This window comes from uncultured Ruegeria sp., assembly GCF_947489545.1.
Lineage (GTDB): Bacteria > Pseudomonadota > Alphaproteobacteria > Rhodobacterales > Rhodobacteraceae > Ruegeria.
The window spans coordinates 14,493-37,224 of the sequence record NZ_CANLDZ010000006.1 but is presented as its reverse complement, the minus strand read 5'-3'; the positions used below and the strand labels follow the sequence as shown (position 1 = coordinate 37,224).

Below are 22,732 nucleotides of genomic sequence, written 5' to 3'. Positions count from 1 at the left end.
GCGCCAACAATTGGGTGCCGGGATAAGATGGACGACAAGGAACAAGCAATAGCCCGCAAGGGCCGGCATATCGGGGTGGTCATTGCTGTGACCATGCTGTTGTGGCTTGCTGTGTCGCTGTTCATCGGCCCGGCTTTGGAAATGCCCGGGCGCTATGCGCTGCTATTTGATTTCGCCGCATTGGGCGGATTCATCTACGCGGTGATCAACATATTTCAACTCTGGCGCATGCGTCAGGACAACCAAAGGTAAGCGAGCGATGCTGAAGGATCAGGACCGGATCTTTACCAACATCTACGGGATGCACGAGCGGACGCTGAAAGGCGCGCAAGCTCGGGGGCATTGGGACGGCACCGCTGGCCTGATTGGCAACGGGCGCGACTGGATTATTCAAACGATGAAAGATTCAGGTTTGCGCGGTCGGGGCGGTGCGGGTTTTCCAACCGGTTTGAAATGGTCGTTCATGCCCAAGGAAAGCGATGGCCGCCCGGCCTATCTGGTGGTGAATGCCGACGAATCCGAACCCGGCACCTGCAAAGACCGCGAGATTATGCGCCATGATCCGCATACCTTGATCGAAGGCTGTCTGATCGCGTCCTTCGCGATGAACGCAAACACTTGTTATATCTACCTGCGCGGCGAGTATATTCGAGAACGCGAGGCGCTGCAGGCCGCGATTGATGAGGCTTATGATGCCGGTCTGCTGGGTAAAAACGCCGCTGGATCGGGATGGGATTTCGATCTGTTCCTGCATCACGGGGCCGGGGCTTATATTTGCGGTGAAGAAACCGCGCTGATTGAAAGCCTTGAAGGCAAAAAGGGCATGCCGCGGATGAAGCCTCCGTTCCCGGCGGGTGCGGGTCTTTATGGTTGCCCGACCACAGTGAACAACGTGGAATCCATCGCTGTTGTGCCAACCATTCTGCGGCGCGGAGCTGACTGGTTTGCTGGCTTTGGCCGTCAGAACAACGCAGGCACCAAACTGTTTGCGATCTCTGGTCACGTCAACAATCCTTGTGTTGTCGAAGAGGCGATGTCGATCCCGTTTGAACAGCTGATCGAAACCCATTGCGGCGGCATTCGCGGTGGTTGGGACAACCTGCTGGCAGTAATCCCGGGTGGGTCCTCGGTGCCATGTGTTCGCGGCGAGAACATGCGCGATGCGATCATGGATTTTGACCATCTGCGTAACGATCTGGGCTCGGGCCTCGGGACCGCTGCCGTGATCGTGATGGACAAGTCCACGGACATCATTAAAGCGATCTGGCGTCTGTCAAAATTCTACAAGCACGAAAGCTGCGGCCAGTGCACGCCCTGCCGAGAAGGCACGGGTTGGATGATGCGTGTTATGGACCGTCTGGTGCGCGGTGAAGCGGAGCTGGAAGAGATCGACATGTTGTTCGATGTGACCAAACAGGTCGAAGGCCACACGATCTGCGCCCTTGGGGATGCGGCTGCCTGGCCGATCCAGGGCCTTATCCGCAACTTCCGCGAAGAAATCGAAGATCGCATCAAGGCCCAGAAATCGGGTCGCATGGGTGCGATGGCGGCCGAGTGAAAATGCAGCCATCGGGTTATCATATCGCCGAATTCAACATCGGCACGTTGCGCTACGACTGGGAAGATCCGCGCGTCAAAGACTTTGCGGATAACCTCGACCGGGTATACGCGGTTGCTATGCGTGCCCCCGGTTTTGTATGGCGCATGTCGGATGATGCGATGGAAGACGCGCAATGCGATCCGACAGGCCCGTTGGGGGGCAATCCGCGAACGGCTTCGACATTGTCGGTATGGGAAGATATTACCAGTTTGGAGAACTTCGTGTGGAACACCGTTCACAAACAGTTCTATGACCGAAAACACGAATGGTATGCGCCTAGTGACGCCTTGCGGTTGGTTTTGTGGTGGGTTCCGGCTGGGCATCGACCGACAATTGCGGAGGCGGCCGAACGGTATCGTCATCTGGAAGAGCACGGCGAGACCGAGTTCTCCTTTGGGTGGGCTGGTGCCAAAGAAGCGGCGCTTTGGAAAGCCGCTCAATGCGAACAGGTCGGGTGAAGGAGAGACGGTATGTTGGATGTATTCGCTGAGTATTCACACGCAATCGCCTCGCTGGTGATCTTTACCTTGATCGTCCTGTTCATGTCGCCGTTCACAGCTCTGGCAAAACAGGGCAAGGGACTGGCCCCGGGCGCAACGCCAGAGCAGGACTATTCCGATAAAGCCTATCGCCTGAATCGCGCTTACCTGAACGGAACCGAGACACTGCCAGCGTATCTTGCCGTGACCATTGCGGCGATCCTTTTGGGGGCAAGCCCGTTTTGGGTGAACCTGTTGGCGTCGGTTGCGCTGGTGGCGCGGATCGTCATGCTGGTGATCCATTTGCGCGGAATTGGGAAGCAAAACAGCGGGTTGCGGTCGATTTCTTATGTCGTCGGATGGGCCTGTATGGTCATTCTGGGCGTTCTGGCATTGGGGGCGGCGTTTTGATCCAACCTGACGGACATCACCTGGCGGAATTAAACATCGGGCGTTTGCTGACCCCGACTGATGATCCGCGTGTGGCGGAATTCATGAACAATCTCGACCGTATCAACGGGCTTGGCAAGCGCATGCCGGGCTTTGTCTGGATGATGGAGGGATCAGGCGAGCCGGGAACCGGCAATACCGAAAACAACATCGACGGTGATCCACAATTCGTTGCTAACATGACTGTTTGGAAAAATGTCGAAAGTCTTGAGCGTTTTGTTTGGGGCACGATCCACAAACAGTTCTACGAGCGCCGGCATGACTGGTTTGAAGTGCTGGGCGAGCAGCACTTTGTGATGTGGTGGGTGCCTGAAGGGCACAAACCGACCCTTGAAGAAGGGTTGGAGAGGTTGGACCACCTGCGGACAAATGGTCCCGACACCCAGGCCTTTGGCTGGGATGAATTGAAACAGGCAAGCAAGTGGCGCGACAATCGGTGCGCCCAGGTTGCAGCGGAGTGATTGCGATGCAGACACAGTTAACGGTCTCGGTCGTTGTCGACATGCCGCTCAGGCCAGCCACTAAACGGGGGTGGTTACCTTGGTAAAAGTCGTTCTTAAGCGCGCTACACTTGTTTCTGCGTGTCTTCTTGTATCAGCTTGTGGATTGCTCAGGCCATCGGATGATCGGATTCTGTTCGATGGTCAGGCTTTTCGGGCCAAGGCTAAAGTGGTGGACAAAAAAGTCTCGCCAGCCGATTTCTCGGTGGTCGTGAATGGCGTATCCGCATCTTTGGATGGCGCCCGCGAGGCCGGGCGTTATGAGGGTACGAAGTTCTGCATTGAAAATTTTGGCTCGTCGCGGATCGAGTGGAAGGTTGGCCCGGATACCGAACCACAGCAATTGCAGATCAGTGACGACAAGCTGACATTTGCGGGGACGTGCCAAAGACCATGAGCAGTGTTTTTGCATATCACAACACGATCCCTGGGCCGTTATTGCATAGCAACCGGGTCGCACGTCGTCTTGGGGAACCCAAGACGAAAGGAAAAACCATGTCTCTTGCAAAAACAATCGCTTTGGCGGCCCTCATGACAATCCCGGCGGCAGCAGACGCAAAACCGCCCTTGAGAGATGTCAAAGAGATCGACAATGAACTCTACTACATCGCCATTGCAAACGAAATTTCGGACTATTGCCCGTCGATAAGCGGGCGCAGGATGAAGGCGATCGGGGTGATGTGGGGGTTGCGGTCCAAGGCGAACAAACTGGGGTATTCAGACAAGGAAATCCGCGCCTACGTGGACTCTGATTCCGAAAAAGACCGGATGCGATCCAAAGGTGAGGCCTATTTGGCCCAGCATGGCGTCTCTTACGACAATCCGAATTCCTTCTGTACGTTGGGTCGTACGGAAATCGAAAGAAACAGCGCCATCGGCGTTTATTTGAGGGCGAACTAGACCATGTCTGACCTCCGCAAAGTCAATATCGACGGGCAGGAAATCGAAGTCGATGGTGCGATGACCCTAATCCAGGCCTGCGAACAGGCTGGGGTCGAAGTGCCGCGCTTTTGTTACCACGAGCGCTTGTCGATTGCCGGGAACTGCCGGATGTGCCTTGTCGAAGTTGTTGGCGGCCCGCCGAAACCAGCGGCCTCCTGTGCGATGCAGGTGCGCGATCTGCGCCCCGGTCCGGAAGGGCAGGCGCCGGTGGTCAAGACGAACTCGCCTATGGTCAAGAAGGCCCGCGAAGGGGTGATGGAATTCCTGCTGATCAATCACCCGCTGGACTGTCCGATCTGTGATCAGGGCGGCGAGTGTGACCTTCAGGATCAGGCAATGGCCTACGGTATGGCTGGGTCACGGTTTAAAGAGGCCAAACGCGCGGTCGACGACCTGAACCTCGGACCACTTGTCGGCACCGCGATGACCCGCTGCATCAGCTGCACGCGTTGCGTTCGGTTCACAACCGAGGTGGCCGGGATCACCCAGATGGGCCAAACCGGCCGCGGAGAGGATGCCGAAATCACGGCGTATCTAAACGAAACGCTCGACTCCAATTTGCAGGGCAATATCATTGATCTCTGCCCGGTTGGAGCGCTGACGTCAAAGCCTTACGCATTTACCGCGCGGCCTTGGGAGCTGACCAAGACAGAATCTGTTGATGTGATGGATGCTTTGGGTTCGAACATTCGCGTCGACACCAAAGGCCGCGAAGTGATGCGGTTCCTGCCGCGCAATCATGACGGCGTAAATGAGGAATGGATCAGCGACAAGACCCGTTTTGTCTGGGACGGTTTGCGTCGTCAGCGGTTGGATCGGCCTTACGTGCGTGAAAACGGCAAACTGCGTGCTGCGACATGGCCAGAGGCACTTACCAAGGTGGCCGAGGCGTTCAAAGGCGCCAAAAAACCAGCTGGAATCGTGGGTGATTTGGTGCCAGTCGAGGCAGCCTTTGCGCTGAAACAGATGATTGAAGGGCAGGGTGGCGTTGTTGAATGCCGCACCGATGGGGCCAAGCTGCCTGCGGGCAATCGAGGCGCCTATGCTGGAACAGCTGCGATTGAAGACATTGATACGGCCGAGCGCATTTTGCTGATCGGAACAAATCCGCGCGACGAAGCACCGGTTCTGAACGCGCGTATCCGCAAGGCTTGGATACACGGGGCCGAGGTGGCGTTGGTCGGGCAGGCGGCGGATCTGACCTACGGCTATCACCATATGGGGGATGACCGGGCGGCGCTGCAAAAGGTCGTCGACATGGGTGGTGACGACGAAATCAAGGGTAAACGTTCACTTGTCATTGTTGGGCAGGGCGCGTTGCAAGAAGCGGACGGTGCTGCCGTTCTGGCAGCTGCGCAAAGCGTTGCGACAGATACCGAAAGCGGTCTGCTCATCCTGCATACCGCAGCTTCGCGTGTTGGTGCGATGGATGTGGATGCGACCAACGAAGGCGGTATGGATGCCGTCGGCGCTGCCGATGTGATCTATAACCTCGGGGCGGACGAGGTCGAGATCAGCGACGGCGCTTTTGTGATCTATCAGGGCAGCCATGGCGATCGCGGTGCCCACCGCGCTGACGTAATCTTGCCGGGTGCCGCCTATACCGAAGAAAACGGTCTGTTCGTGAACACAGAAGGTCGCCCTCAGCTGGCGATGCGCGCAGGCTTTGCGCCGGGTGAAGCCAAGGAAAACTGGGCTATCTTGCGGGCTTTGTCGGCGGAATTGGGTGCCACGTTGCCCTTTGACTCGCTGGCCCAGCTGCGCAGCACGTTGATCGAAGCGGTGCCGCATCTGGCGCGCCTCGACGAAGTGATTGAGAACGAAGTTCAGGCATTGGACCCGGCCGCTCTGGGCAAGGCAACTTTCCGCAATGCAATCAAAGACTTCTATCTGACCAACCCGATCGCGCGCGCCTCAGAGTTGATGGCAGAACTGTCGGCGCAGGCACAGACCCGCAAATCCGAGCAGATTGCCGCGGAATGAAGCAGACTTTCGTCATATCGCGTTCAAGCGCGCCTGCACGTGACGCAAGGTGGCGGGCGGCCGCGTGCGATTTGGATATGACGCTGAACAAAAAGGGTGGCGCAATAGCGGCAGATGCTGTTTACACCAGCACGCCGACCCAGCCGCAATATGCGCAGGCACATGGCCTTTGCATCGCACGCGGAAAACGGAATACCCACGGTGTGAGGACCAATGGCTGAATTCTTTAACACCCCAGGCGGAATAGCTATCATCATTCTGGCGCAAGTGCTTGCGGTTGTTGCCTTTGTGATGATCTCACTGTTGTTCCTTGTCTATGGCGACCGCAAGATTTGGGCGGCTGTTCAGATGCGCCGGGGGCCCAACGTGGTTGGCGTCTACGGCTTGCTGCAAACCGTAGCAGACGCTCTGAAATATGTGGTCAAAGAGGTGGTCATACCCGCCGGGGCCGACCGCACAGTATTTATCCTCGCCCCTTTGACATCCTTTGTCTTGGCGATGATCGCCTGGGCGGTGATCCCGTTCAACGACGGCTGGGTCCTGTCCGATATCAACGTGGCCATTCTGTACGTCTTTGCTGTGTCTTCGTTGGAAGTTTATGGCGTGATTATGGGTGGTTGGGCATCAAACTCAAAGTACCCTTTCCTGGGTTCGCTGCGCTCGGCAGCGCAGATGATCTCTTATGAGGTCTCCATCGGCCTGATCATCATCGGCGTGATAATCTCGACCGGGTCGATGAATTTCGGGGCCATCGTACAGGCACAGGACGGCAATCTAGGCCTGTTCAACTGGTACTGGCTACCGCATTTCCCGATGGTGTTCCTGTTCTTCATCTCGGCGCTTGCCGAAACCAATCGCCCCCCGTTTGATCTGCCCGAGGCGGAATCGGAACTGGTCGCTGGCTATCAGGTCGAATACTCGGCCACGCCCTTCCTGCTGTTCATGGCCGGTGAATACATTGCCATCTTCCTGATGTGCGCGCTGACCACGCTGCTGTTCTTCGGCGGCTGGCTGTCACCGATCCCTGGCTTGCCGGATGGCGTATTGTGGATGATCGCCAAGATGGCGTTCTTCTTCTTCCTGTTTGCAATGGTCAAGGCAATCACGCCCCGCTACCGCTATGACCAACTGATGAGGCTGGGCTGGAAAGTCTTCCTGCCGTTCTCACTGGCATGGGTGGTCTTTGTGGCCTTTGCAGCGAAATTCGACTGGTTCTGGGGCGCGTTCGCCCGCTGGAGCGTAGGAGGCTGATATGACTCAAATCGACTACACCCGCGCCGCCAAGTACTTTTTGCTGCAAGACTTCTGGGTCGGCATGAAACTGGGGCTGAAGTATTTCTTTGCCCCCAAGGCCACCATCAACTACCCGCACGAAAAGGGCCCCCTGTCGCCACGGTTCCGGGGTGAGCACGCTCTGCGCCGGTATCCGAATGGTGAAGAACGCTGCATCGCCTGCAAGCTGTGCGAAGCGATCTGTCCGGCGCAGGCCATCACCATCGACGCCGAACCGCGCGAAGATGGCAGCCGCCGCACCACGCGGTACGACATCGACATGACCAAGTGCATCTATTGCGGCTTCTGTCAGGAAGCCTGCCCGGTCGATGCCATCGTCGAAGGTCCGAACTTCGAATTCGCCACGGAAACCCGCGAAGAGCTGTTCTACGACAAGGAAAAACTGCTCGACAACGGTGAGCGTTGGGAAGCCGAGATTGCCCGCAATCTGGAAATGGACGCGCCGTACAGATGAGTGACACGCCGACAAATCCGTTCGAGCTGATGATGAAGCAGGCTCAGGACATGGCCAAGGCAATGAACCCTGCAATGGAAAGCTTTTCGCCCAAAGGGTTCGAAGCGCTGTGGCCGACCATGCCCAAAGAGGTCATGGAGATGATGTTCGGCAATACCGTCAACACCGACGGGCTGGACGCCAAAACCCGCCTGCTGCTGACGCTGGCCGGGCTGACTTGTCAGGGCGCTCAGGCCGATGCAGCGGTGCGTCAGACCGTCCGTCACGCGCTGGAAGCGGGTGCCAGGAAACAAGAGATCGTGGAAACGATCGGTCAGATGTCGGTCTTTGCCGGCATCCCGGCCATGACCCGCGCGCTGGAACTGGCGCAAGAGGTCATGGGCGACAACGAGGATGAGGATCAATGACCGTCTTTGCCTTCTACCTGTTTGCCATCAGTGCCATCACCGGCGGGCTGTTCACGGTGATCAGCCGCCAGCCGGTGCACTCGGTCCTGTGGCTGATCCTGTCTTTCCTGTCCTCGGCGGGGCTGTTCGTGCTGTTGGGGGCCGAGTTCGTGGCGATGCTGTTGATCATCGTCTATGTCGGCGCGGTCGCGGTGCTGTTCCTCTTTGTGGTCATGATGCTGGACGTGGACTTTGCCGAGCTGAAGGCCGAGATGGCGCGCTATATGCCGCTGGCCTTGCTGATCGGGCTGGTCATCCTGATGCAGTTTGTCATGGCTTTCGGGGCCTGGGACAGCGCGCAGGGCGCGGCAGCCAATCTGGCCCAGCCGATCCCGGCGGACCGCCACAACACCGAGGCGCTCGGCGTCATCCTTTACGATCAATACTTCCTTCTGTTCCAACTGGCCGGCCTGATCCTGCTGGTGGCCATGATCGGCGCCATCGTTCTGACCCTGCGCCACCGTCAGGACATCAAGCGTCAGGACATCATCGGCCAGATGATGCGCGACCCGGCCAAGGCGATGGAATTGAAGGACGTGAAACCGGGGCAGGGGTTGTGAACCGTGCTTTGCAAATAGTCGCAGCGCTAGCGGCAATGTTGTGGTCGGTGGGTCCAGCTTCGGCGGAGGATTGCAACGTTATTGTCTGTGAAATGGCCCCCAAGCCTTTTTGGCATGTCGATAATAGGATCAGGGTTTCGACAGACTGTTCGTTCAAGAACGCTGGTGATGAATGGGGACACTTCTTGGAGGGTAACTCTGCTGTCGACATAGGAGGCGGTCGGGTTGGTCAGCGTTGGATATCAAGCGGTTGTGGTACTTACGAAACTGTAGTCTTTACCGACTGTAATTCGAAAGAGGTCGTCGAAGTCAGTGGAGTATGTACCGCAAACACAAACAATCACTCTGGGATCGATCTTAAGGGAAAATCGACGTCGGCAGATTTGTTGTTTCCTCCATACGGAAATCTAAAATTGACCTCCAACTCTACGATTCCTGAAATCCAAGAATTGGCAAACAAAAACGGATACGGGATTTCGACCAACCGGCTGGAGTTAATAGGTAGCATGAAAAAGCGAAATCAGATGGACGCTTTTTGTGGCTGCAAACTCTACTACGCCGACTCGCCAGGAGCGAAGCTATGATCGGACTTGAACACTATCTTACGGTCGCGGCGACGCTGTTCGTCATCGGCATCTTCGGTCTCTTCCTGAACCGCAAGAACGTCATCATCCTGCTGATGAGCATCGAGTTGATGTTGTTGGCGGTGAATATCAATCTTGTGGCGTTTTCCAGCTTCCTGGGCGATCTGGTCGGGCAGGTGTTTACGCTGTTCGTGCTGACCGTGGCGGCGGCCGAGGCGGCAATTGGTCTGGCCATTCTGGTCTGCTTTTTCCGCAACCGTGGCACCATCGCGGTTGAAGACGTCAATATGATGAAGGGCTAAGAGAACCATGGAAACCACCATCCTCTTTGCCCCTCTCGTGGGCGCGCTGCTTTGCGGCTTCGGCTGGCGCTTCATCGGCGAGAAAGCCGCCATGTGGACGGCCACAGGCCTGCTGTTTCTGGCCTGTTTGCTGTCCTGGATCGTTTTCCTGACCTTCGACGGTGTCACCCAACAGATCGAGATCATGCGCTGGATCGAGAGCGGCTCGCTGTCGACAAGCTGGGCGGTGCGTCTGGACCGGCTGACCGCAATCATGCTGATTGTGGTGACGACCGTCTCGGCGCTCGTGCATCTGTACTCCTTTGGCTACATGGACAACGACCCGCAATGGCGCGAGGGCGAAAGCTATAAGCCAAGGTTCTTTGCCTATCTGTCGTTCTTTACCTTCGCCATGCTGATGCTGGTGACATCGGACAATCTGGTTCAGATGTTCTTTGGCTGGGAAGGTGTGGGTGTCGCGTCTTACCTGCTGATCGGGTTCTACTATCGCAAGCCGACGGCGAACGCTGCCGCGATTAAAGCGTTCGTCGTTAACCGAGTGGGTGACTTTGGATTTGCGCTGGGAATTTTTGCACTGTTCTTCCTGACCGACAGCATCAACCTCTCAGACGTCTTCACGTCGGCCCCGAAACTGGCTGAAACGCAGTTGCATTTCCTTTGGGGCGAATGGAGCGCAATTGAAGTGATTTGTGTTCTGTTGTTCATCGGCGCGATGGGCAAATCGGCGCAGTTGATCCTGCACACATGGTTGCCGGACGCGATGGAAGGCCCGACACCTGTGTCCGCGCTGATCCACGCGGCCACCATGGTGACGGCTGGTGTCTTTCTTGTCTGCCGTATGTCACCGCTGATGGAGTTCGCGCCGGGTGCGACCGGGTTCATCACCTTCCTTGGCGCGTCCACCGCGTTCTTTGCCGCGACCGTGGGTCTGGTTCAGACCGACATCAAGCGCGTCATTGCCTATTCGACCTGTTCTCAGCTGGGTTATATGTTCGTGGCGGCTGGCGTCGGGATGTACTCGGCTGCGATGTTCCACCTGCTGACACACGCGTTCTTCAAGGCGCTTTTGTTTCTTGGGGCCGGTTCGGTCATCCACGCGATGCATCACGAGCAGGAAATGACGGAATACGGCGGGTTGCGTAAGAAAATCCCCTATACCTTCTGGGCGATGATGATGGGAACGCTTGCCATCACTGGTGTTGGCATTCCACTGACCCATATCGGATTTGCTGGATTTCTGTCCAAGGATGCCATCATCGAAAGCGCCTTTGCCGGTGGCACTGGTTACGCGTTCTGGATGCTGGTGATCGCGGCTGCGTTCACATCGTTCTATAGCTGGCGCCTGATCTTCCTGACATTCTACGGCGAGCAACGCGGCGACAAGCATACGCATGAGCACGCGCATGAAAGTCCGATGACCATGCTGATACCGCTGGGCGTTCTGTCGCTGGGCGCGGTGTTTGCCGGGATGATCTGGTACGGAAACTTCTTTGGCCACGCGGACAAGGTCGGCAAGTTCTATGGCATTCCGGTGGCTGAGGCATCCGAGCATGCCGCTGCCGGCGACCATGGCACTGTTGATGAGACCCATGGTGACGACACACATGCCGATGAGGCGCAAGCGGACGAAAGCCATGGCGACCAAGCTGCGCATGATGACAAAGCGGCCATTGGCGGCGATCACCACTATGTATTTGCGGGTGAGCCGGGCGAGGGCGCCTTGTACATTGCGCCGGACAATCATGTGCTGGACGATGCGCATGCGGCTCCGAAATGGGTCAAGGTCTCACCTTTTGTGGCCATGGCACTTGGCTTTATCGTGGCCTATTGGTTCTACATAGTGAACACGTCGCTGCCCGCACGTCTGGCCGCGAACCAGCGTCCGCTGTATTTGTTCCTGCTGAACAAATGGTACTTTGATGAAATCTACGATGCGGTCTTCGTCAAACCGACGTTGGCAATTGGCCGGTTCCTGTGGAAACGCGGGGACGGCAATACAATCGACGGTTTCCTGAACGGAGTGGCCATGGGCGTGGTACCCTTCTTCACGCGTCTCGCGGGTAAGGCGCAGACCGGGTATATCTTTACCTATGCGTTCTGGATGGTGCTGGGCATCGCAGCCCTTGTCACCTGGATGTCGATCGGCGGAGGGGCGCAATAATGGACAACATCCTCTCGATCGTCACCTTCATCCCCGCCATTGCGGCAGGCATCTTGGCCCTGTTCCTGCACGGGGACGACGCGGCAGCACAGCGCAATGCAAAGTGGATCGCGCTGTTGGCAACCACGGTCACCTTCCTGGTTTCGATTGGCATCTATACAGGCTTTGATCCATCCAACACCGGCTTCCAGATGGTGGAAGAGGGTGAATGGCTGATGGGCTTAAAATACAAGATGGGCGTTGATGGGATCAGCGTGCTGTTTGTGCTGCTGACCACCTTCATTATGCCCCTGACCATTCTGGCCAGCTGGAGCGTGACGACCCGTGTCAAGGAATACATGGTCGCCTTCTTGCTGCTTGAAACCCTGATGCTGGGCGTCTTCATGGCGCTCGATCTGGTGTTGTTCTACCTGTTCTTTGAGGCAGGCCTGATCCCGATGTTCCTGATCATCGGGATTTGGGGCGGGGCGAACCGGATCTACGCCAGCTTCAAGTTCTTCCTGTATACCTTCCTCGGCTCAGTTCTGATGCTGGTGGCAATGGTTACCATGTATGCGGATGCGGGCACCACGGATATCGAGGCGCTGATGACCCATCAGTTCTCGTCCGAAGGGTTCAGTGTTCTGGGCGTATATGTCGTGGGTGGATTGCAAACGCTGATGTTCCTGGCCTTCTTCGCCAGCTTTGCGGTGAAGATGCCCATGTGGCCCGTTCACACCTGGCTGCCGGATGCGCACGTTCAGGCCCCGACGGCGGGGTCGGTCGTGCTGGCGGCGATCTTGTTGAAGATGGGCGGCTATGGCTTCTTACGGTTCAGCTTGCCTATGTTCCCGGTGGGCTCTGCGGTGATGACCGATGTTGTGCTGTGGATGTCTGCGATTGCGGTTGTTTACACATCACTGGTGGCGCTGGTGCAGGAGGACATGAAAAAGCTGATCGCTTATTCCTCGGTTGCACATATGGGCTTTGTGACCATGGGAATTTTTGCAGCGAACCAGCAGGGCATCGACGGAGCTATCTTCCAGATGCTCAGCCACGGGTTCATCTCAGCAGCGTTGTTCCTGTGCGTCGGCGTGATCTATGACCGGATGCACACGCGCGAGATCGATGCGTATGGCGGTCTGGTCATTCGCATGCCGGCCTATGCGTTGGTCTTCATGCTGTTCACGATGGCGAATGTTGGCCTGCCGGGCACAAGTGGCTTCATCGGCGAATTCCTGACAATGATGGGTGCATTCCAGGTCAACACCTGGGTGACGGCTGTGGCGGCAACGGGTGTGATCTTTTCTGCTGGATATGCGCTGTGGCTTTATCGTCGGGTGGTCTTTGGCGATCTGATCAAGGAAAGCCTGAAGGCCATGACAGACATGACTTCGCGAGAGCGTCTGATCTTTGCCCCACTGATCATCATGACGATCCTGCTGGGGGTCTATCCGTCGCTGGTGACCGATGTGATCGGCAACTCGACCGCTGCGCTGATCTCGAACTATGACACGGCTCTGGCCGCGGCAGAGGCCGTGACCCAGACGGCCGCATCGCATTAAGGGAGCTTTGGAAACATGATCCAAGCTGATCTGACAATTGTCCTGCCGGAAATCATTCTGGCGATCTATGCGATGGCGGCACTGATCGGAGCTGTCTATACCACAAAGGATGCGCTGGCTCCGGTCCTGATCTGGACGACAGCGGGTCTGATGGCGCTGTTGGCGTTTTGGATTGCCACCAATGGCGACGGCACGAATGTGGCCTTCAACGGCATGTTCGTCGATGACGGATTTTCACGCTTTGCCAAGGTTGCGATCCTGTTGTCGGCTGCCTCTGTTTTGGTGATGAGTCAAGACTACATGGCGCGCCGGGATCTGTTGCGCTTCGAATACCCGTTGCTGGTGGCGCTCGCAGCCGTAGGCATGATGATGATGGTCAGTGCCGGCGATCTGATGTCGCTTTATATGGGTCTGGAACTGCAGTCATTGGCGCTCTATGTCGTGGCAGCGTTGCGTCGGGACAGCGCAAAATCGACCGAAGCCGGTCTGAAGTACTTCGTTCTAGGCGCGCTCAGCTCGGGCCTACTGCTTTACGGTGCATCGTTGGTGTATGGCTTCACCGGAACAACACTATTCTCGGGCATCATACAGACCGTGCATCACGGAGATGTTTCAGTTGGTTTGTTATTCGGCCTTATCTTCCTGATTTCGGGCCTGGCCTTCAAGGTTTCGGCCGTGCCCTTCCATATGTGGACCCCGGATGTTTACGAGGGTTCTCCAACACCTATTACAGCCTTCTTTGCAACCGCACCCAAAGTGGCCGCTATGGCGTTATTTGCCCGAGTGCTACACGATGCGTTCGGCGGAGTGGTGAAAGACTGGCAGCAGGTCATCGTCCTATTGTCCGTCTTATCGATGCTGTTGGGTGCTGTGGCCGCAATCGGGCAACGCAACATCAAACGCCTGATGGCGTTTTCGTCGATCGCCCATATGGGCTATGCCCTGATCGGCCTGGCTGCAGGTACCGAGTTGGGTATCAAGGCCATGCTGATGTATCTGGCGATCTATGTGACGATGAATATCGGCACGTTCGCGTTCATTTTGATGATGGAACGTGATAGCAAGCCCGTGACTGATATTGACGCGCTGCGCCAGTATTCGAAACATGACCCAGGTAAGGCACTGGCCGTTCTGATCCTGATGTTCAGCCTTGCGGGCGTTCCACCAATGTTGGGCTTTTTTGCCAAGTTCGGTGTTTGGCAGGCCGGTGTCAGCGCCGGGCTGACCGGGCTGGTCGTCGTCTCGGCGATCGCTTCGGTGATTGGGGCGTTCTATTATCTTCGGATCGTGTTCTACATGTATTTTGGGGATGAAAACGAGGAACCGATCGAAACCCGATCGACGCCCGTTTTGTGGGTGGCCTTGATGGGATCTGCGGCTTTGATGTTGATCGGCGTGTTCTATCAGTTCGGTATCGAGGGCGCAGCGGCTGCTGCGGCGGCAACACTTGTCAACTGATCTTCGAATGTTTCCTAAACAAGGGGCTCGGTCTGTGGATCGAGCCTTTTTGACATGAGCGACTGGCCGCAGGGATACGGGCTTCACGTGCTGCAGGAGGTCGACAGCACATTGAACGAGGCTGCGCGCATTGCCCCAGCAGCTCAGGGGCCTGTTTGGATCATGGCACATCATCAAACCGCTGCACGCGGTCGGCGTGGCCGGGCCTGGACCAATCCGAAAGGTAATCTGGCGGCTACGTTGTTGCTGCGCCCGCAAGGGACGCCAGATCAGATTGCGCTGCGCAGCTTTGTGGCGGCTTTGGCGCTGTTCGATGCCTGTGTCGCCGTGACGGGACGCGCCACGGGGTTATCCTTGAAATGGCCGAACGACGTTCTTTTGAACGGGGGCAAACTGGCGGGCATTCTGCTTGAGAGCATGGGGCAGGGGCGCGGTGTCTCACATCTGGCCATCGGCATTGGTGTGAATTTGGCCGAAGCCCCCGGTGTTGAAATGGTGGAACCCCAAGCTTTGCGCCCGGTCTCATTGCTGTCGGAAACCGGGGCGCTTGTTTCGCCCGATGATTTCCTGACCGAACTGGCGGCTGCTTACGCGCGGTACGAAACGCAGTTTGTCACATATGGGTTTGATCCGATCCGCATAGCGTGGTTGTCCAGTGCCGCGCGGTTGGGCGAAGTCATCACCGCACGTACCGCAACGTCCGAGACCGTAGGAACCTTTGAAACGGTGGACGCGGGGGGTAACCTTGTCCTAAACACCGCAAAAGGCCGTGTCAGCATTCCGGCGGCGGATGTGTTTTTCTGAAAGGGGCTCAGATGCTTCTGGCCATTGATTGCGGCAACACCAATACCGTCTTCTCGATTTGGGATGGTGAGAAGTTCCTATGCACTTTGCGTACTTCGACCCACCACGCACGAACGGCGGATGCCTATTTCACGTGGTACTCGACGCTGGTGAAACACTACGGGATCGAGGCGGACATTAGTGACGTGATAATCGCATCAACCGTCCCGCGTGTTGTGTTCAACCTGCGTGTTTTTGCAGACCGCTTTTTTGGCTGCCGACCCTTGGTGGTCGGTAAACCCGAATGCCTGCTGCCTGTGAACCCGCGTATCGACGAAGGAACGGTTCCGGGCCCGGACCGACTGGCCAATGCGGCCGCGGCTTTTGACCGCCATGGCGGAAATATCGTCGTTGTTGATTTTGGCACAGCGACCAATTTCGATGTGGTGGCGGCGGATGGTGCATATGTCGGGGGGATCATTGCACCCGGTGTGAACCTCAGCCTTGAGGCCTTGCACCAAGGGGCCGCAGCGTTGCCGCATATTGACATTACCCGCCCGGAAAAAGTTATTGGCACGAATACTGTTGGCTGCATCCAGTCTGGCGTGTATTGGGGCTATTCCGGGCTGATCGAGGGGCTTATTGCCCGCATAAAGACGGAATACGGAATGCCGATGAAAGTCGTTGGAACCGGGGGTCTTGCGCCCTTGTTCGATCAGGCTGACGTAGGGTTCGACGCAATCGAAGATGATTTGACGATGCACGGCCTGACCGTGATCCATCGCTATAACAAGGAAAACGGGTCGACATGAGCAGCGAAAGACTGATCTACCTGCCGCTGGGCGGCGCAGGTGAAATTGGCATGAACGCTTACGTTTATGGTTATGGAAAACCCGGTCAGGAGCGTCTGATCCTTGTGGATTTGGGCGTGACATTCCCGGATATGGACACAACGCCCGGGGTGGATCTGATTCATGCCGATATCTCGTGGCTGCGGGAACGAGCGGACCAGTTGGAAGCTGTATTTGTTACGCATGCGCATGAAGACCACGTGGGCGCTGTTGCGCATTGCTATGATGTTTTGAAGGTGCCGGTCTATGCACGAGCGTTTACGGCCAACATCGCGCGTCGCAAGATGGAAGAACATGGCCATCCGGAAGACGCAGTTCATACGGCGTCTGCATGGCCGGAACAAATCTCGGTTGGTCCCTTCAAAGTGGGTTTTTTGCCGGTTTCGCACTCGATCCCGGAAAGCGCTGCGCTGGTGATCGATACGCCCGCTGGCCGGATCGTGCATACCGGTGATTTCAAACTGGATGCGAACCCTGTTGCGGGCGAGCCCTTTGACCAAAACCTTTGGGGCGAAGTGGCCAGGTCAGGTGTCAAGGCGTTGGTTTGTGACAGTACCAATGTGTTTTCAACTCATGCCGGTCGTTCGGAGTCGGAGGTCGGCCCTGAGATCACCAAACTGGTCGAAAACGCGGAAAGCATGGTGGTTGCAACCACGTTTGCATCCAACGTTGCGCGGGTCAAAACGCTGGCCGAGGCAGGCGAAAGAGCCGGGCGTTCGGTTGTGTTGCTGGGTCGCGCCATGCGCAGAATGATCGAGGCTGCGACCGAAACCGGCATCTTGTCCGACTTCCCACGCGTGATCAGCGCCGAAGAAGCCCTGGATCTGCCGCGCCAGAACCTGATGCTGATCGTCACAGGCAGCCAGGGCGAGCGCCGGGCTGCCAGCGCACAGCTGGCGCGCGGCAAGTATCGTGGGCTGGAGCTGAAAGAGGGCGATCTGTTCTTGTTCTCGTCCAAAACCATTCCCGGGAACGAGCGTGGTGTGATATTCATCATGAACCAGCTCAGCGAAAAGGGTGTGGATGTGGTGGATGACAGCGCGGGCTTGTATCACGTCTCGGGCCATGCCAACCGCCCCGATCTGGAACAGGTTCATGGTCTGGTCGACCCACAGATGATCATTCCGATGCATGGTGAACACCGGCATCTGCGTGAACATGCCAAACTGGCAGAAGCGGGTGGCCGCACCGGGGTGCTGGCGGTGAACGGAACCATGCTGGACTTGACCGGAAATGCGCCCAAGGTCGTGGGTTTTGTCGAGACCGGTCGGACCTATCTGGATGGGTCCGTCAAGGTCGGCGCACTGGACGGGGTTGTGCGGGATCGTATTCGCATGGCACTGAACGGGCACATCACGGTCACGGTTATTCTGGATGAAGAGGATGAACCGTTGGGTGAGCCATGGTGCGACACGATGGGCCTGCCTGAGATTGGGACATCGCGTGCAGCACTGGTTGAAGTTCTGGAGGAAGACCTTAACCAGTTTCTGATGCGTGCCGAAGCCAAGACGTTGCGAGATGACGACAGGCTGGAAGAAGAAATGCGCCGGATCGCGCGCCAAACTGCGAAATCCGAAATCGGCAAAAAGCCCGAAGTGACTGTAGTTGTAAGCCGGATGAAGTAATCCGACGGCCTCAGTCAATCTCCGGCATGGGGTATCCTCTGAGCCGCAGAAACAGGCTTTGTTCTTCTTTGTTTAGGTAAAACGGGACGGATTCGGGTGGTTCCGGGTCCGAAATGCGACCCGCAATCTCGGCCAGAACAACCTCGGTAATGAATGGCAGGTCCAGATCCCGTGCCCGATCCAGCTCGACCCATTGCAAATGAGAAAGCTCGTCCGAGGCGTGACTGAAATCGTCCAGGTCGCCTTGTATTGCAGCAGCGTCGACAAGAAAAAAACGGGCGTCGAACCGGCGTGGGCGACCCGGCGGCGTGACCGCGCGAAACACGAACTGCAACGCAGCTGCGGATGGCATGAACCCTTTTTGGGCGAAGCTCTGCCAATCGGCTGGAGCATTCTGAGGCCATATACCCGGCTGCCCCAGGATCAGACCTGTTTCTTCCCATAGCTCCCGAATAGCAGCGGCAGCTAATGCCGCTTGCATGCCGTTTTCGGACTTTTCCGACAGGCGTTCATGACACAGATCGGGAAGCGCTGTGGCCAAGGGCACGTCTGCATCCGCAGGATCGACGGCGCCACCTGGGAAGACAAATTTGTTTGGCATAAAGGCCGCTTTTGCACCGCGCTGTCCCATCAGGATCGAAGGGTTAGTCATGCGGTCCCGCAGCACAATGACAGTGGCTGCGTTTCGGATTGCGGTTTTATCGGTGGTCATGCCCTGTCTAACCTGCCTGGGTCACGAGGGTCTTTCAAACCCGTTCATGCGTCGCGCCCATTGATAGGCAACGACAGCCCCCTTCAGTCGCGGAAGAAGAAAGAGGGACAGCGCAACACACGCGATCGACAGGCTTATGGCCATGGTCCATGGATCCGGGCGCCAATGCACATATGACACGTGTAAGGCAGGTGCCAGCAGGTGCCCGACCAGAAGGATTGTCAGATAGGCCGGTCCGTCATCGGCACGATGATGGAACAGCTCTTCTCCACAGGTCGCGCAGGTGTCGTTGACTTTCAGGTAGCTGTGCAAAATCTTGCCTTCGCCACAGTTTGGGCATTTGCACCGAAACCCTTTGACCAGAGCGGGCCATGTCGGACGCTCATTCTCGGTCGTCGTGTCGATCGTCTGATCCATCTTAATAAACTCGCGCATTCAGATTTGACAGATAGTGCGCCTGTTTGAGTCCACAATAAAGGGGGGTGCGTCGCTTTGTGCCGCCTGGTTGAGGGAAAATAGTCAGGGTGTGTTTCCGGGCGAGCCGAAAAGATTTTTCTTTTTTGGCGACGGAAACCCAACGGTGCCGCGTTTGAATAGATATGAGCAGCGGCAATAAGGTCGCGCCAGCAAGGGAAAACCGATGTGAAAAACGCAAAATTCATCCCGGCCATAGTTCTTTCGGCGGTCGCAATCACAGGCACATCCGTTTTGGCGGCCGGTCCAAAAGACCGCGAACCCGTGTCTTTCGAAGAACTTGACGCCAATGGTGATGGCCAAGTGACACAGGAAGAGATGCAGGCCCAGCGCAGCCAGCGTTTCACAAATGCCGACACCGACGGCGACGGACAGTTAAGCGTTGAGGAAGTGCAGGCTGCCAGACAGCAGCGCACCAACGACCGCGTTGCGAAGATGTTCGAAAAGCATGACGCCAACAACGACGGATATCTGAGCGAAGACGAGTTGCCGAAACAGCGCCGGGCTGACAAGATGTTTGACCGGATCGATGCGGATAACAGCGGTGGGATCTCGGAGCAGGAATATGCCGATGCCAAGGACAAGATGGGCCGTCACAAAAAGAAACGTGATGCGGCGGACTCTGACAGTAACTGATGCAGGATGGAGGATCTGACCTCCCATCCGCAAGATGTTCGCGGCGTTGATTTCGCCGCGAACGACCTCAGCGACGATGCGTTGCTGAGGCGCTTTGCCGACGGTGACGCCGGGGCGGCGCGCGTTTTGACAGATCGTTTGGGACCACGCAGTTTTTCGGTTGCTTTGCGTATGCTAGGGAACCGTGCCGAGGCCGAAGATGTGACACAGGACGCGATGATGCGGCTTTGGCAGATGGCGCCAGATTGGGTGCCAGGAACCGCCAAAGTGTCAACATGGCTGTATCGGGTGACGTTGAATCTGTGCGTGGACATCAGGCGCAAAAAAAGGCCTGACAGATTGTCCGACGTGCCCGAGCCCGAAGACGGCAAGGCCAGCGTGGTTGACCGATTGCAGGACGAGGCCCGCAAAGATGCGCTACAGCTTGCTTTATCGGAATTGCCGGAACGGCAGCGGCAGGCGGTAGTCTTGCGCCATATCGAAGAGCTGCCCAACCCCGAGATCGCAGGGGTCATGGGTATTTCAGTAGAAGCAGTTGAAAGCCTGACGGCGCGTGGAAAACGATCTTTGGCTGCTATGCTGGCCGACCGACGAGATGAATTGGGGTATGACAATGGCTGATGAAGACCTGAAACTGGATCATCTGTTCGCCAACGCAAGGCGAGATCGGCCAACGTTGGCTGATGACCTGGTTGTTCGCATCCAAACGGACGCCGAAGCGATTCGGTTGGAGCGTTTGGCGCCCACGGCCCGCCCGAAACGCGGGGCCTGGACGCGGCTTTTTGAAACTATTGGCGGTTGGCAAGGCTTTGGCGGTTTGGTTGCAGCCAGCGCCGCTGGCGTCTGGATCGGCTTTGCGGCCCCGACATTCTTACCCGATCCGGCCAACCTGCTGACGGCGCAGGATACAAGCTATCTGGTGGCCGACCTCGGATTTGATACGAGTTTTCTGGAGAATACGGAATGAACGCTGAACCCAAAACAAAGCGGCGATGGATGTCAGTGGTACTGATCGTGTCGCTGGCCCTGAATTTGTTGATAGTCGGTGTTGCCGTCGGAACGGTGCTGCGTGTGAAGGGCAGCGATCATGCCAAGGCGCCGCCGGGGTTTGGACCGGCACTTTATCGTGCGTTGCCGAAAGAAGATCGCAAAGCAATGCGGGGTGAATTGTCCGGACTGCACAAAGAAGGGTCAAACGCGCGAACTCAGGGGTTTGAAGCCATCAGTGCGGCTCTGCGCGCTGTTCCGTTCGATCCGGTTGCGGTTGAAGGATTGCTGCAGCAACAGGCTCAGGCAACGGCAGATCTGCAATCTGAGTTGCAGGCGCAATGGATGGTTCGGGTCACTGCCATGAGCGATGAAGAGCGTCAGACCTATGCCGAACGCCTGCAAGAGGTGATCCAGAAAGGTCCGCATTCACGCAAGAAAAAAGACTAGTTGGATAATGCCGCGCTCGGCCTGACCCATACCTGATTGCGTCCGGCTCGTTTAGCGGCATAGAGCGCTTTGTCCGCGCATCTTATTACTTTTTCGAAAGACTGGGGATCTTCTGTTGGTTTCGACGGGTTCGACAGTTTCAGGCCAACACTGATCGTGACAGAGATCGGTTCTTGTTGATCGGGCAGATGAAAGGGTTCATCGCATATGCAGTTGCAAAGCGCTTCTGCAAGCCTCAATGCCGCATCTCGGGACAGATCTGACGTGCCGATCATGAATTCTTCCCCGCCGATCCGGGCGATAAAACCATTTGATCCCAGGATATTCTGCATACGCTCGGCAGCCTGAGACAGAACGAAATCGCCGTTTGCATGCCCATAACGATCGTTGATTGTTTTGAAATGATCGAGATCCGCGAGCATGACGGCGAAGCCTTGGTTGGATTGCATCGACTGCCGAGTAATCTGGTCCATAGCACGCATCGCGTAGCGACGATTGTGCAGGCCGGTCAGCGGATCAATCCAGGATTCTGCAATACCCTGTCGCAACGATGCACGCATCTGGTCTATCCGCGCTTTGCGGGCTATCTGATTTTTCAGGCGTAGCTCAATTTCTTCTGCACAAAACCCGCCTAAACATACGGCGTCGGCGCCGCGGTCCAGAATTTCGGAGGCCATGGAGGCATTGTTGTCCTTCAGCACACCAATCAAAACAGTGTGCCGCGTGGCGCTGCGCGATCTGAGATCGGCCAGGACGTTCAACCCGTAGGGGCTTGCATCCAGTTCAACCACTATTGCGTCCGGAATTGATCCGGACAACACACCGTTGAAGTTTGACCGAGTGTGCCAGGAAATCTGATGTCGACTTTGATCGGATAACGCCTTTTGCCAGGCTGAGCCCGTTCGCGCTGTCTGTGCCAGAATGTCTACACGGGCCGTTTGGGGGGGTGTGATCAAAGCGGTGGCTGATTCCGCAAACCCGATTGATTGGCCCCCGTTGTCGACCTGTAACTCCTGTGTGTCTGCATGCACGCGCAGTAAGCTTCGGATACGGGCCAACAGTAGCGCGTCTTTGTAAGGATGCGTCAGGACATCATCCAGCCCATCCGCCAATGCACGCAGACGCGCCTCATTATCGTTCTGTGGTGCAATCGCGACAACGGGAACTTCGACGAGATCTGGTTGTGTTGTGATCAGCTTTTTTACGTCTGCCGCAGTACCATCGGGCAATGTCTGCGCTGTCAGCACCAAGTCTGGCCGGGTTCGGCGCACCAGCGACGTCAACCCTTTGAGTTTTTCACCCTGAACCACGTGGTACCATGCCGCAGTCAGCTGAACCTTCAGCATAATGCGGTTGGTTGATACCCCGTCGAGGACAAGGATGGTTCCCTGCACGGACATAGTTGCTCACCATTGATTGCATGCGTGAACAAAGTGTTTATGAGTCTGGTTAATAAAC

The 22,732-nt window shown here is 56.7% G+C and carries 27 protein-coding genes; 24 read left to right on the top strand and 3 right to left on the bottom strand.

Annotated elements, in window-relative coordinates; all coding sequences use genetic code 11:
* Nucleotides 1-27: 27 nt before the first annotated feature.
* The 20 genes from Q1B13_RS10315 to Q1B13_RS10220 all read left to right on the top strand — a co-directional run bounded on the left by Q1B13_RS10315 (nucleotide 28) and on the right by Q1B13_RS10220 (nucleotide 18,015).
* Nucleotides 28-252, top strand: coding sequence for a DUF5337 domain-containing protein (locus Q1B13_RS10315; protein ID WP_298932980.1), 225 nt, complete (start codon nucleotides 28-30; stop codon nucleotides 250-252).
* A 7-nt stretch (nucleotides 253-259) separates the two neighbouring features.
* Nucleotides 260-1,558, top strand: a complete 1,299-nt coding sequence (nuoF, locus tag Q1B13_RS10310) for an NADH-quinone oxidoreductase subunit NuoF (RefSeq protein ID WP_299079995.1) — start codon at nucleotides 260-262, stop codon at nucleotides 1,556-1,558.
* A gap of 2 nt (nucleotides 1,559-1,560) precedes the next feature.
* Nucleotides 1,561-2,058 (top strand): DUF3291 domain-containing protein, encoded by a 498-nt coding sequence (locus Q1B13_RS10305; RefSeq protein ID WP_298933472.1) that lies wholly within the window; start codon nucleotides 1,561-1,563, stop codon nucleotides 2,056-2,058.
* Nucleotides 2,059-2,070: 12 nt separating this feature from the next.
* Nucleotides 2,071-2,490 carry an MAPEG family protein gene (locus tag Q1B13_RS10300; protein WP_299079998.1) on the top strand — a complete coding sequence of 140 codons (420 nt, stop codon included), beginning with the start codon at nucleotides 2,071-2,073 and terminating at the stop codon, nucleotides 2,488-2,490.
* Nucleotides 2,487-2,990 carry a DUF3291 domain-containing protein gene (locus tag Q1B13_RS10295; protein ID WP_299080001.1) on the top strand — a complete coding sequence of 168 codons (504 nt, stop codon included), beginning with the start codon at nucleotides 2,487-2,489 and terminating at the stop codon, nucleotides 2,988-2,990. Before Q1B13_RS10300 ends, Q1B13_RS10295 begins: the two co-directional genes overlap by 4 nt.
* 145 nt (nucleotides 2,991-3,135) lie before the next feature.
* The gene (locus Q1B13_RS10290; protein ID WP_299799792.1) at nucleotides 3,136-3,426 is read left to right on the top strand and encodes a hypothetical protein; all 291 of its coding nucleotides are present in this window, start codon (nucleotides 3,136-3,138) and stop codon (nucleotides 3,424-3,426) included.
* A gap of 98 nt (nucleotides 3,427-3,524) precedes the next feature.
* Complete coding sequence (locus Q1B13_RS10285) at nucleotides 3,525-3,929, top strand: DUF5333 domain-containing protein (protein ID WP_299080007.1); 405 nt, start codon at nucleotides 3,525-3,527, stop codon at nucleotides 3,927-3,929.
* Between the two features lie 3 nt (nucleotides 3,930-3,932).
* A complete protein-coding gene (gene nuoG, locus Q1B13_RS10280) occupies nucleotides 3,933-5,954 on the top strand; it encodes an NADH-quinone oxidoreductase subunit NuoG (protein ID WP_299080010.1) in 2,022 nt (673 codons plus the stop codon).
* The gene (locus tag Q1B13_RS10275) at nucleotides 5,951-6,175 is read left to right on the top strand and encodes a hypothetical protein (protein ID WP_299080013.1); all 225 of its coding nucleotides are present in this window, start codon (nucleotides 5,951-5,953) and stop codon (nucleotides 6,173-6,175) included. Before nuoG ends, Q1B13_RS10275 begins: the two co-directional genes overlap by 4 nt.
* Entirely contained in the window at nucleotides 6,168-7,205 is a 1,038-nt protein-coding gene (gene nuoH / locus Q1B13_RS10270) for an NADH-quinone oxidoreductase subunit NuoH (RefSeq protein WP_298932966.1), read from the top strand. Before Q1B13_RS10275 ends, nuoH begins: the two co-directional genes overlap by 8 nt.
* A gap of 1 nt (nucleotide 7,206) precedes the next feature.
* Nucleotides 7,207-7,701, top strand: a complete 495-nt coding sequence (gene nuoI, locus Q1B13_RS10265; RefSeq protein WP_050602762.1) for an NADH-quinone oxidoreductase subunit NuoI — start codon at nucleotides 7,207-7,209, stop codon at nucleotides 7,699-7,701.
* Entirely contained in the window at nucleotides 7,698-8,108 is a 411-nt protein-coding gene (locus Q1B13_RS10260; protein WP_298932963.1) for a carboxymuconolactone decarboxylase family protein, read from the top strand. Before nuoI ends, Q1B13_RS10260 begins: the two co-directional genes overlap by 4 nt.
* Nucleotides 8,105-8,707, top strand: coding sequence for an NADH-quinone oxidoreductase subunit J (locus Q1B13_RS10255; RefSeq protein ID WP_170784220.1), 603 nt, complete (start codon nucleotides 8,105-8,107; stop codon nucleotides 8,705-8,707). The genes Q1B13_RS10260 and Q1B13_RS10255 overlap by 4 nt, the downstream gene beginning before the upstream one ends.
* Before the next feature lie 580 nt (nucleotides 8,708-9,287).
* Nucleotides 9,288-9,593, top strand: a complete 306-nt coding sequence (gene nuoK / locus Q1B13_RS10250; protein ID WP_005984024.1) for an NADH-quinone oxidoreductase subunit NuoK — start codon at nucleotides 9,288-9,290, stop codon at nucleotides 9,591-9,593.
* Nucleotides 9,594-9,600: 7 nt separating this feature from the next.
* Nucleotides 9,601-11,754, top strand: coding sequence for an NADH-quinone oxidoreductase subunit L (gene nuoL / locus Q1B13_RS10245; protein ID WP_299080022.1), 2,154 nt, complete (start codon nucleotides 9,601-9,603; stop codon nucleotides 11,752-11,754).
* Entirely contained in the window at nucleotides 11,754-13,298 is a 1,545-nt protein-coding gene (locus tag Q1B13_RS10240) for an NADH-quinone oxidoreductase subunit M (RefSeq protein ID WP_299080025.1), read from the top strand. Before nuoL ends, Q1B13_RS10240 begins: the two co-directional genes overlap by 1 nt.
* Before the next feature lie 15 nt (nucleotides 13,299-13,313).
* Nucleotides 13,314-14,756 carry an NADH-quinone oxidoreductase subunit NuoN gene (gene nuoN / locus Q1B13_RS10235; protein ID WP_299080028.1) on the top strand — a complete coding sequence of 481 codons (1,443 nt, stop codon included), beginning with the start codon at nucleotides 13,314-13,316 and terminating at the stop codon, nucleotides 14,754-14,756.
* A 54-nt stretch (nucleotides 14,757-14,810) separates the two neighbouring features.
* Nucleotides 14,811-15,560: a biotin--[acetyl-CoA-carboxylase] ligase gene (locus Q1B13_RS10230; protein ID WP_299080031.1), complete on the top strand. Its 750-nt coding sequence runs from the start codon at nucleotides 14,811-14,813 to the stop codon at nucleotides 15,558-15,560.
* An 11-nt stretch (nucleotides 15,561-15,571) separates the two neighbouring features.
* A complete protein-coding gene (locus tag Q1B13_RS10225; RefSeq protein WP_298932948.1) occupies nucleotides 15,572-16,351 on the top strand; it encodes a type III pantothenate kinase in 780 nt (259 codons plus the stop codon).
* Nucleotides 16,348-18,015 (top strand): ribonuclease J, encoded by a 1,668-nt coding sequence (locus Q1B13_RS10220; RefSeq protein ID WP_299080034.1) that lies wholly within the window; start codon nucleotides 16,348-16,350, stop codon nucleotides 18,013-18,015. Before Q1B13_RS10225 ends, Q1B13_RS10220 begins: the two co-directional genes overlap by 4 nt.
* Nucleotides 18,016-18,025: 10 nt before the next feature.
* Here the strand turns inward: Q1B13_RS10220 and Q1B13_RS10215 are convergent, their stop codons facing one another.
* Both Q1B13_RS10215 and Q1B13_RS10210 read right to left on the bottom strand, forming a co-directional pair.
* The gene (locus Q1B13_RS10215; RefSeq protein WP_299080037.1) at nucleotides 18,026-18,727 is read right to left on the bottom strand and encodes an NUDIX hydrolase; all 702 of its coding nucleotides are present in this window, start codon (nucleotides 18,725-18,727) and stop codon (nucleotides 18,026-18,028) included.
* A gap of 21 nt (nucleotides 18,728-18,748) precedes the next feature.
* On the bottom strand, nucleotides 18,749-19,162 hold the full coding sequence (locus Q1B13_RS10210) for a DUF983 domain-containing protein (protein ID WP_299080040.1): 414 nt from the start codon (nucleotides 19,160-19,162) through the stop codon (nucleotides 18,749-18,751).
* A gap of 207 nt (nucleotides 19,163-19,369) precedes the next feature.
* Between Q1B13_RS10210 and Q1B13_RS10205 the strand changes: the two genes are divergently transcribed.
* From Q1B13_RS10205 to Q1B13_RS10190, 4 genes are read left to right on the top strand one after another with little or no spacing between them, the layout of a single operon-like run.
* A complete protein-coding gene (locus Q1B13_RS10205; protein ID WP_299080043.1) occupies nucleotides 19,370-19,837 on the top strand; it encodes an EF-hand domain-containing protein in 468 nt (155 codons plus the stop codon).
* A 6-nt stretch (nucleotides 19,838-19,843) separates the two neighbouring features.
* Nucleotides 19,844-20,458, top strand: a complete 615-nt coding sequence (locus Q1B13_RS10200; RefSeq protein ID WP_299080046.1) for an RNA polymerase sigma factor — start codon at nucleotides 19,844-19,846, stop codon at nucleotides 20,456-20,458.
* Entirely contained in the window at nucleotides 20,451-20,804 is a 354-nt protein-coding gene (locus Q1B13_RS10195; protein WP_299080049.1) for a hypothetical protein, read from the top strand. Before Q1B13_RS10200 ends, Q1B13_RS10195 begins: the two co-directional genes overlap by 8 nt.
* Nucleotides 20,801-21,274 carry a periplasmic heavy metal sensor gene (locus Q1B13_RS10190; RefSeq protein ID WP_299080052.1) on the top strand — a complete coding sequence of 158 codons (474 nt, stop codon included), beginning with the start codon at nucleotides 20,801-20,803 and terminating at the stop codon, nucleotides 21,272-21,274. The genes Q1B13_RS10195 and Q1B13_RS10190 overlap by 4 nt, the downstream gene beginning before the upstream one ends.
* Here the strand turns inward: Q1B13_RS10190 and Q1B13_RS10185 are convergent.
* A complete protein-coding gene (locus Q1B13_RS10185; RefSeq protein WP_299080054.1) occupies nucleotides 21,271-22,674 on the bottom strand; it encodes a diguanylate cyclase in 1,404 nt (467 codons plus the stop codon). The two genes, Q1B13_RS10190 and Q1B13_RS10185, sit on opposite strands and share 4 nt — an antisense overlap.
* Between the last annotated feature and the right edge of the window lie 58 nt (nucleotides 22,675-22,732).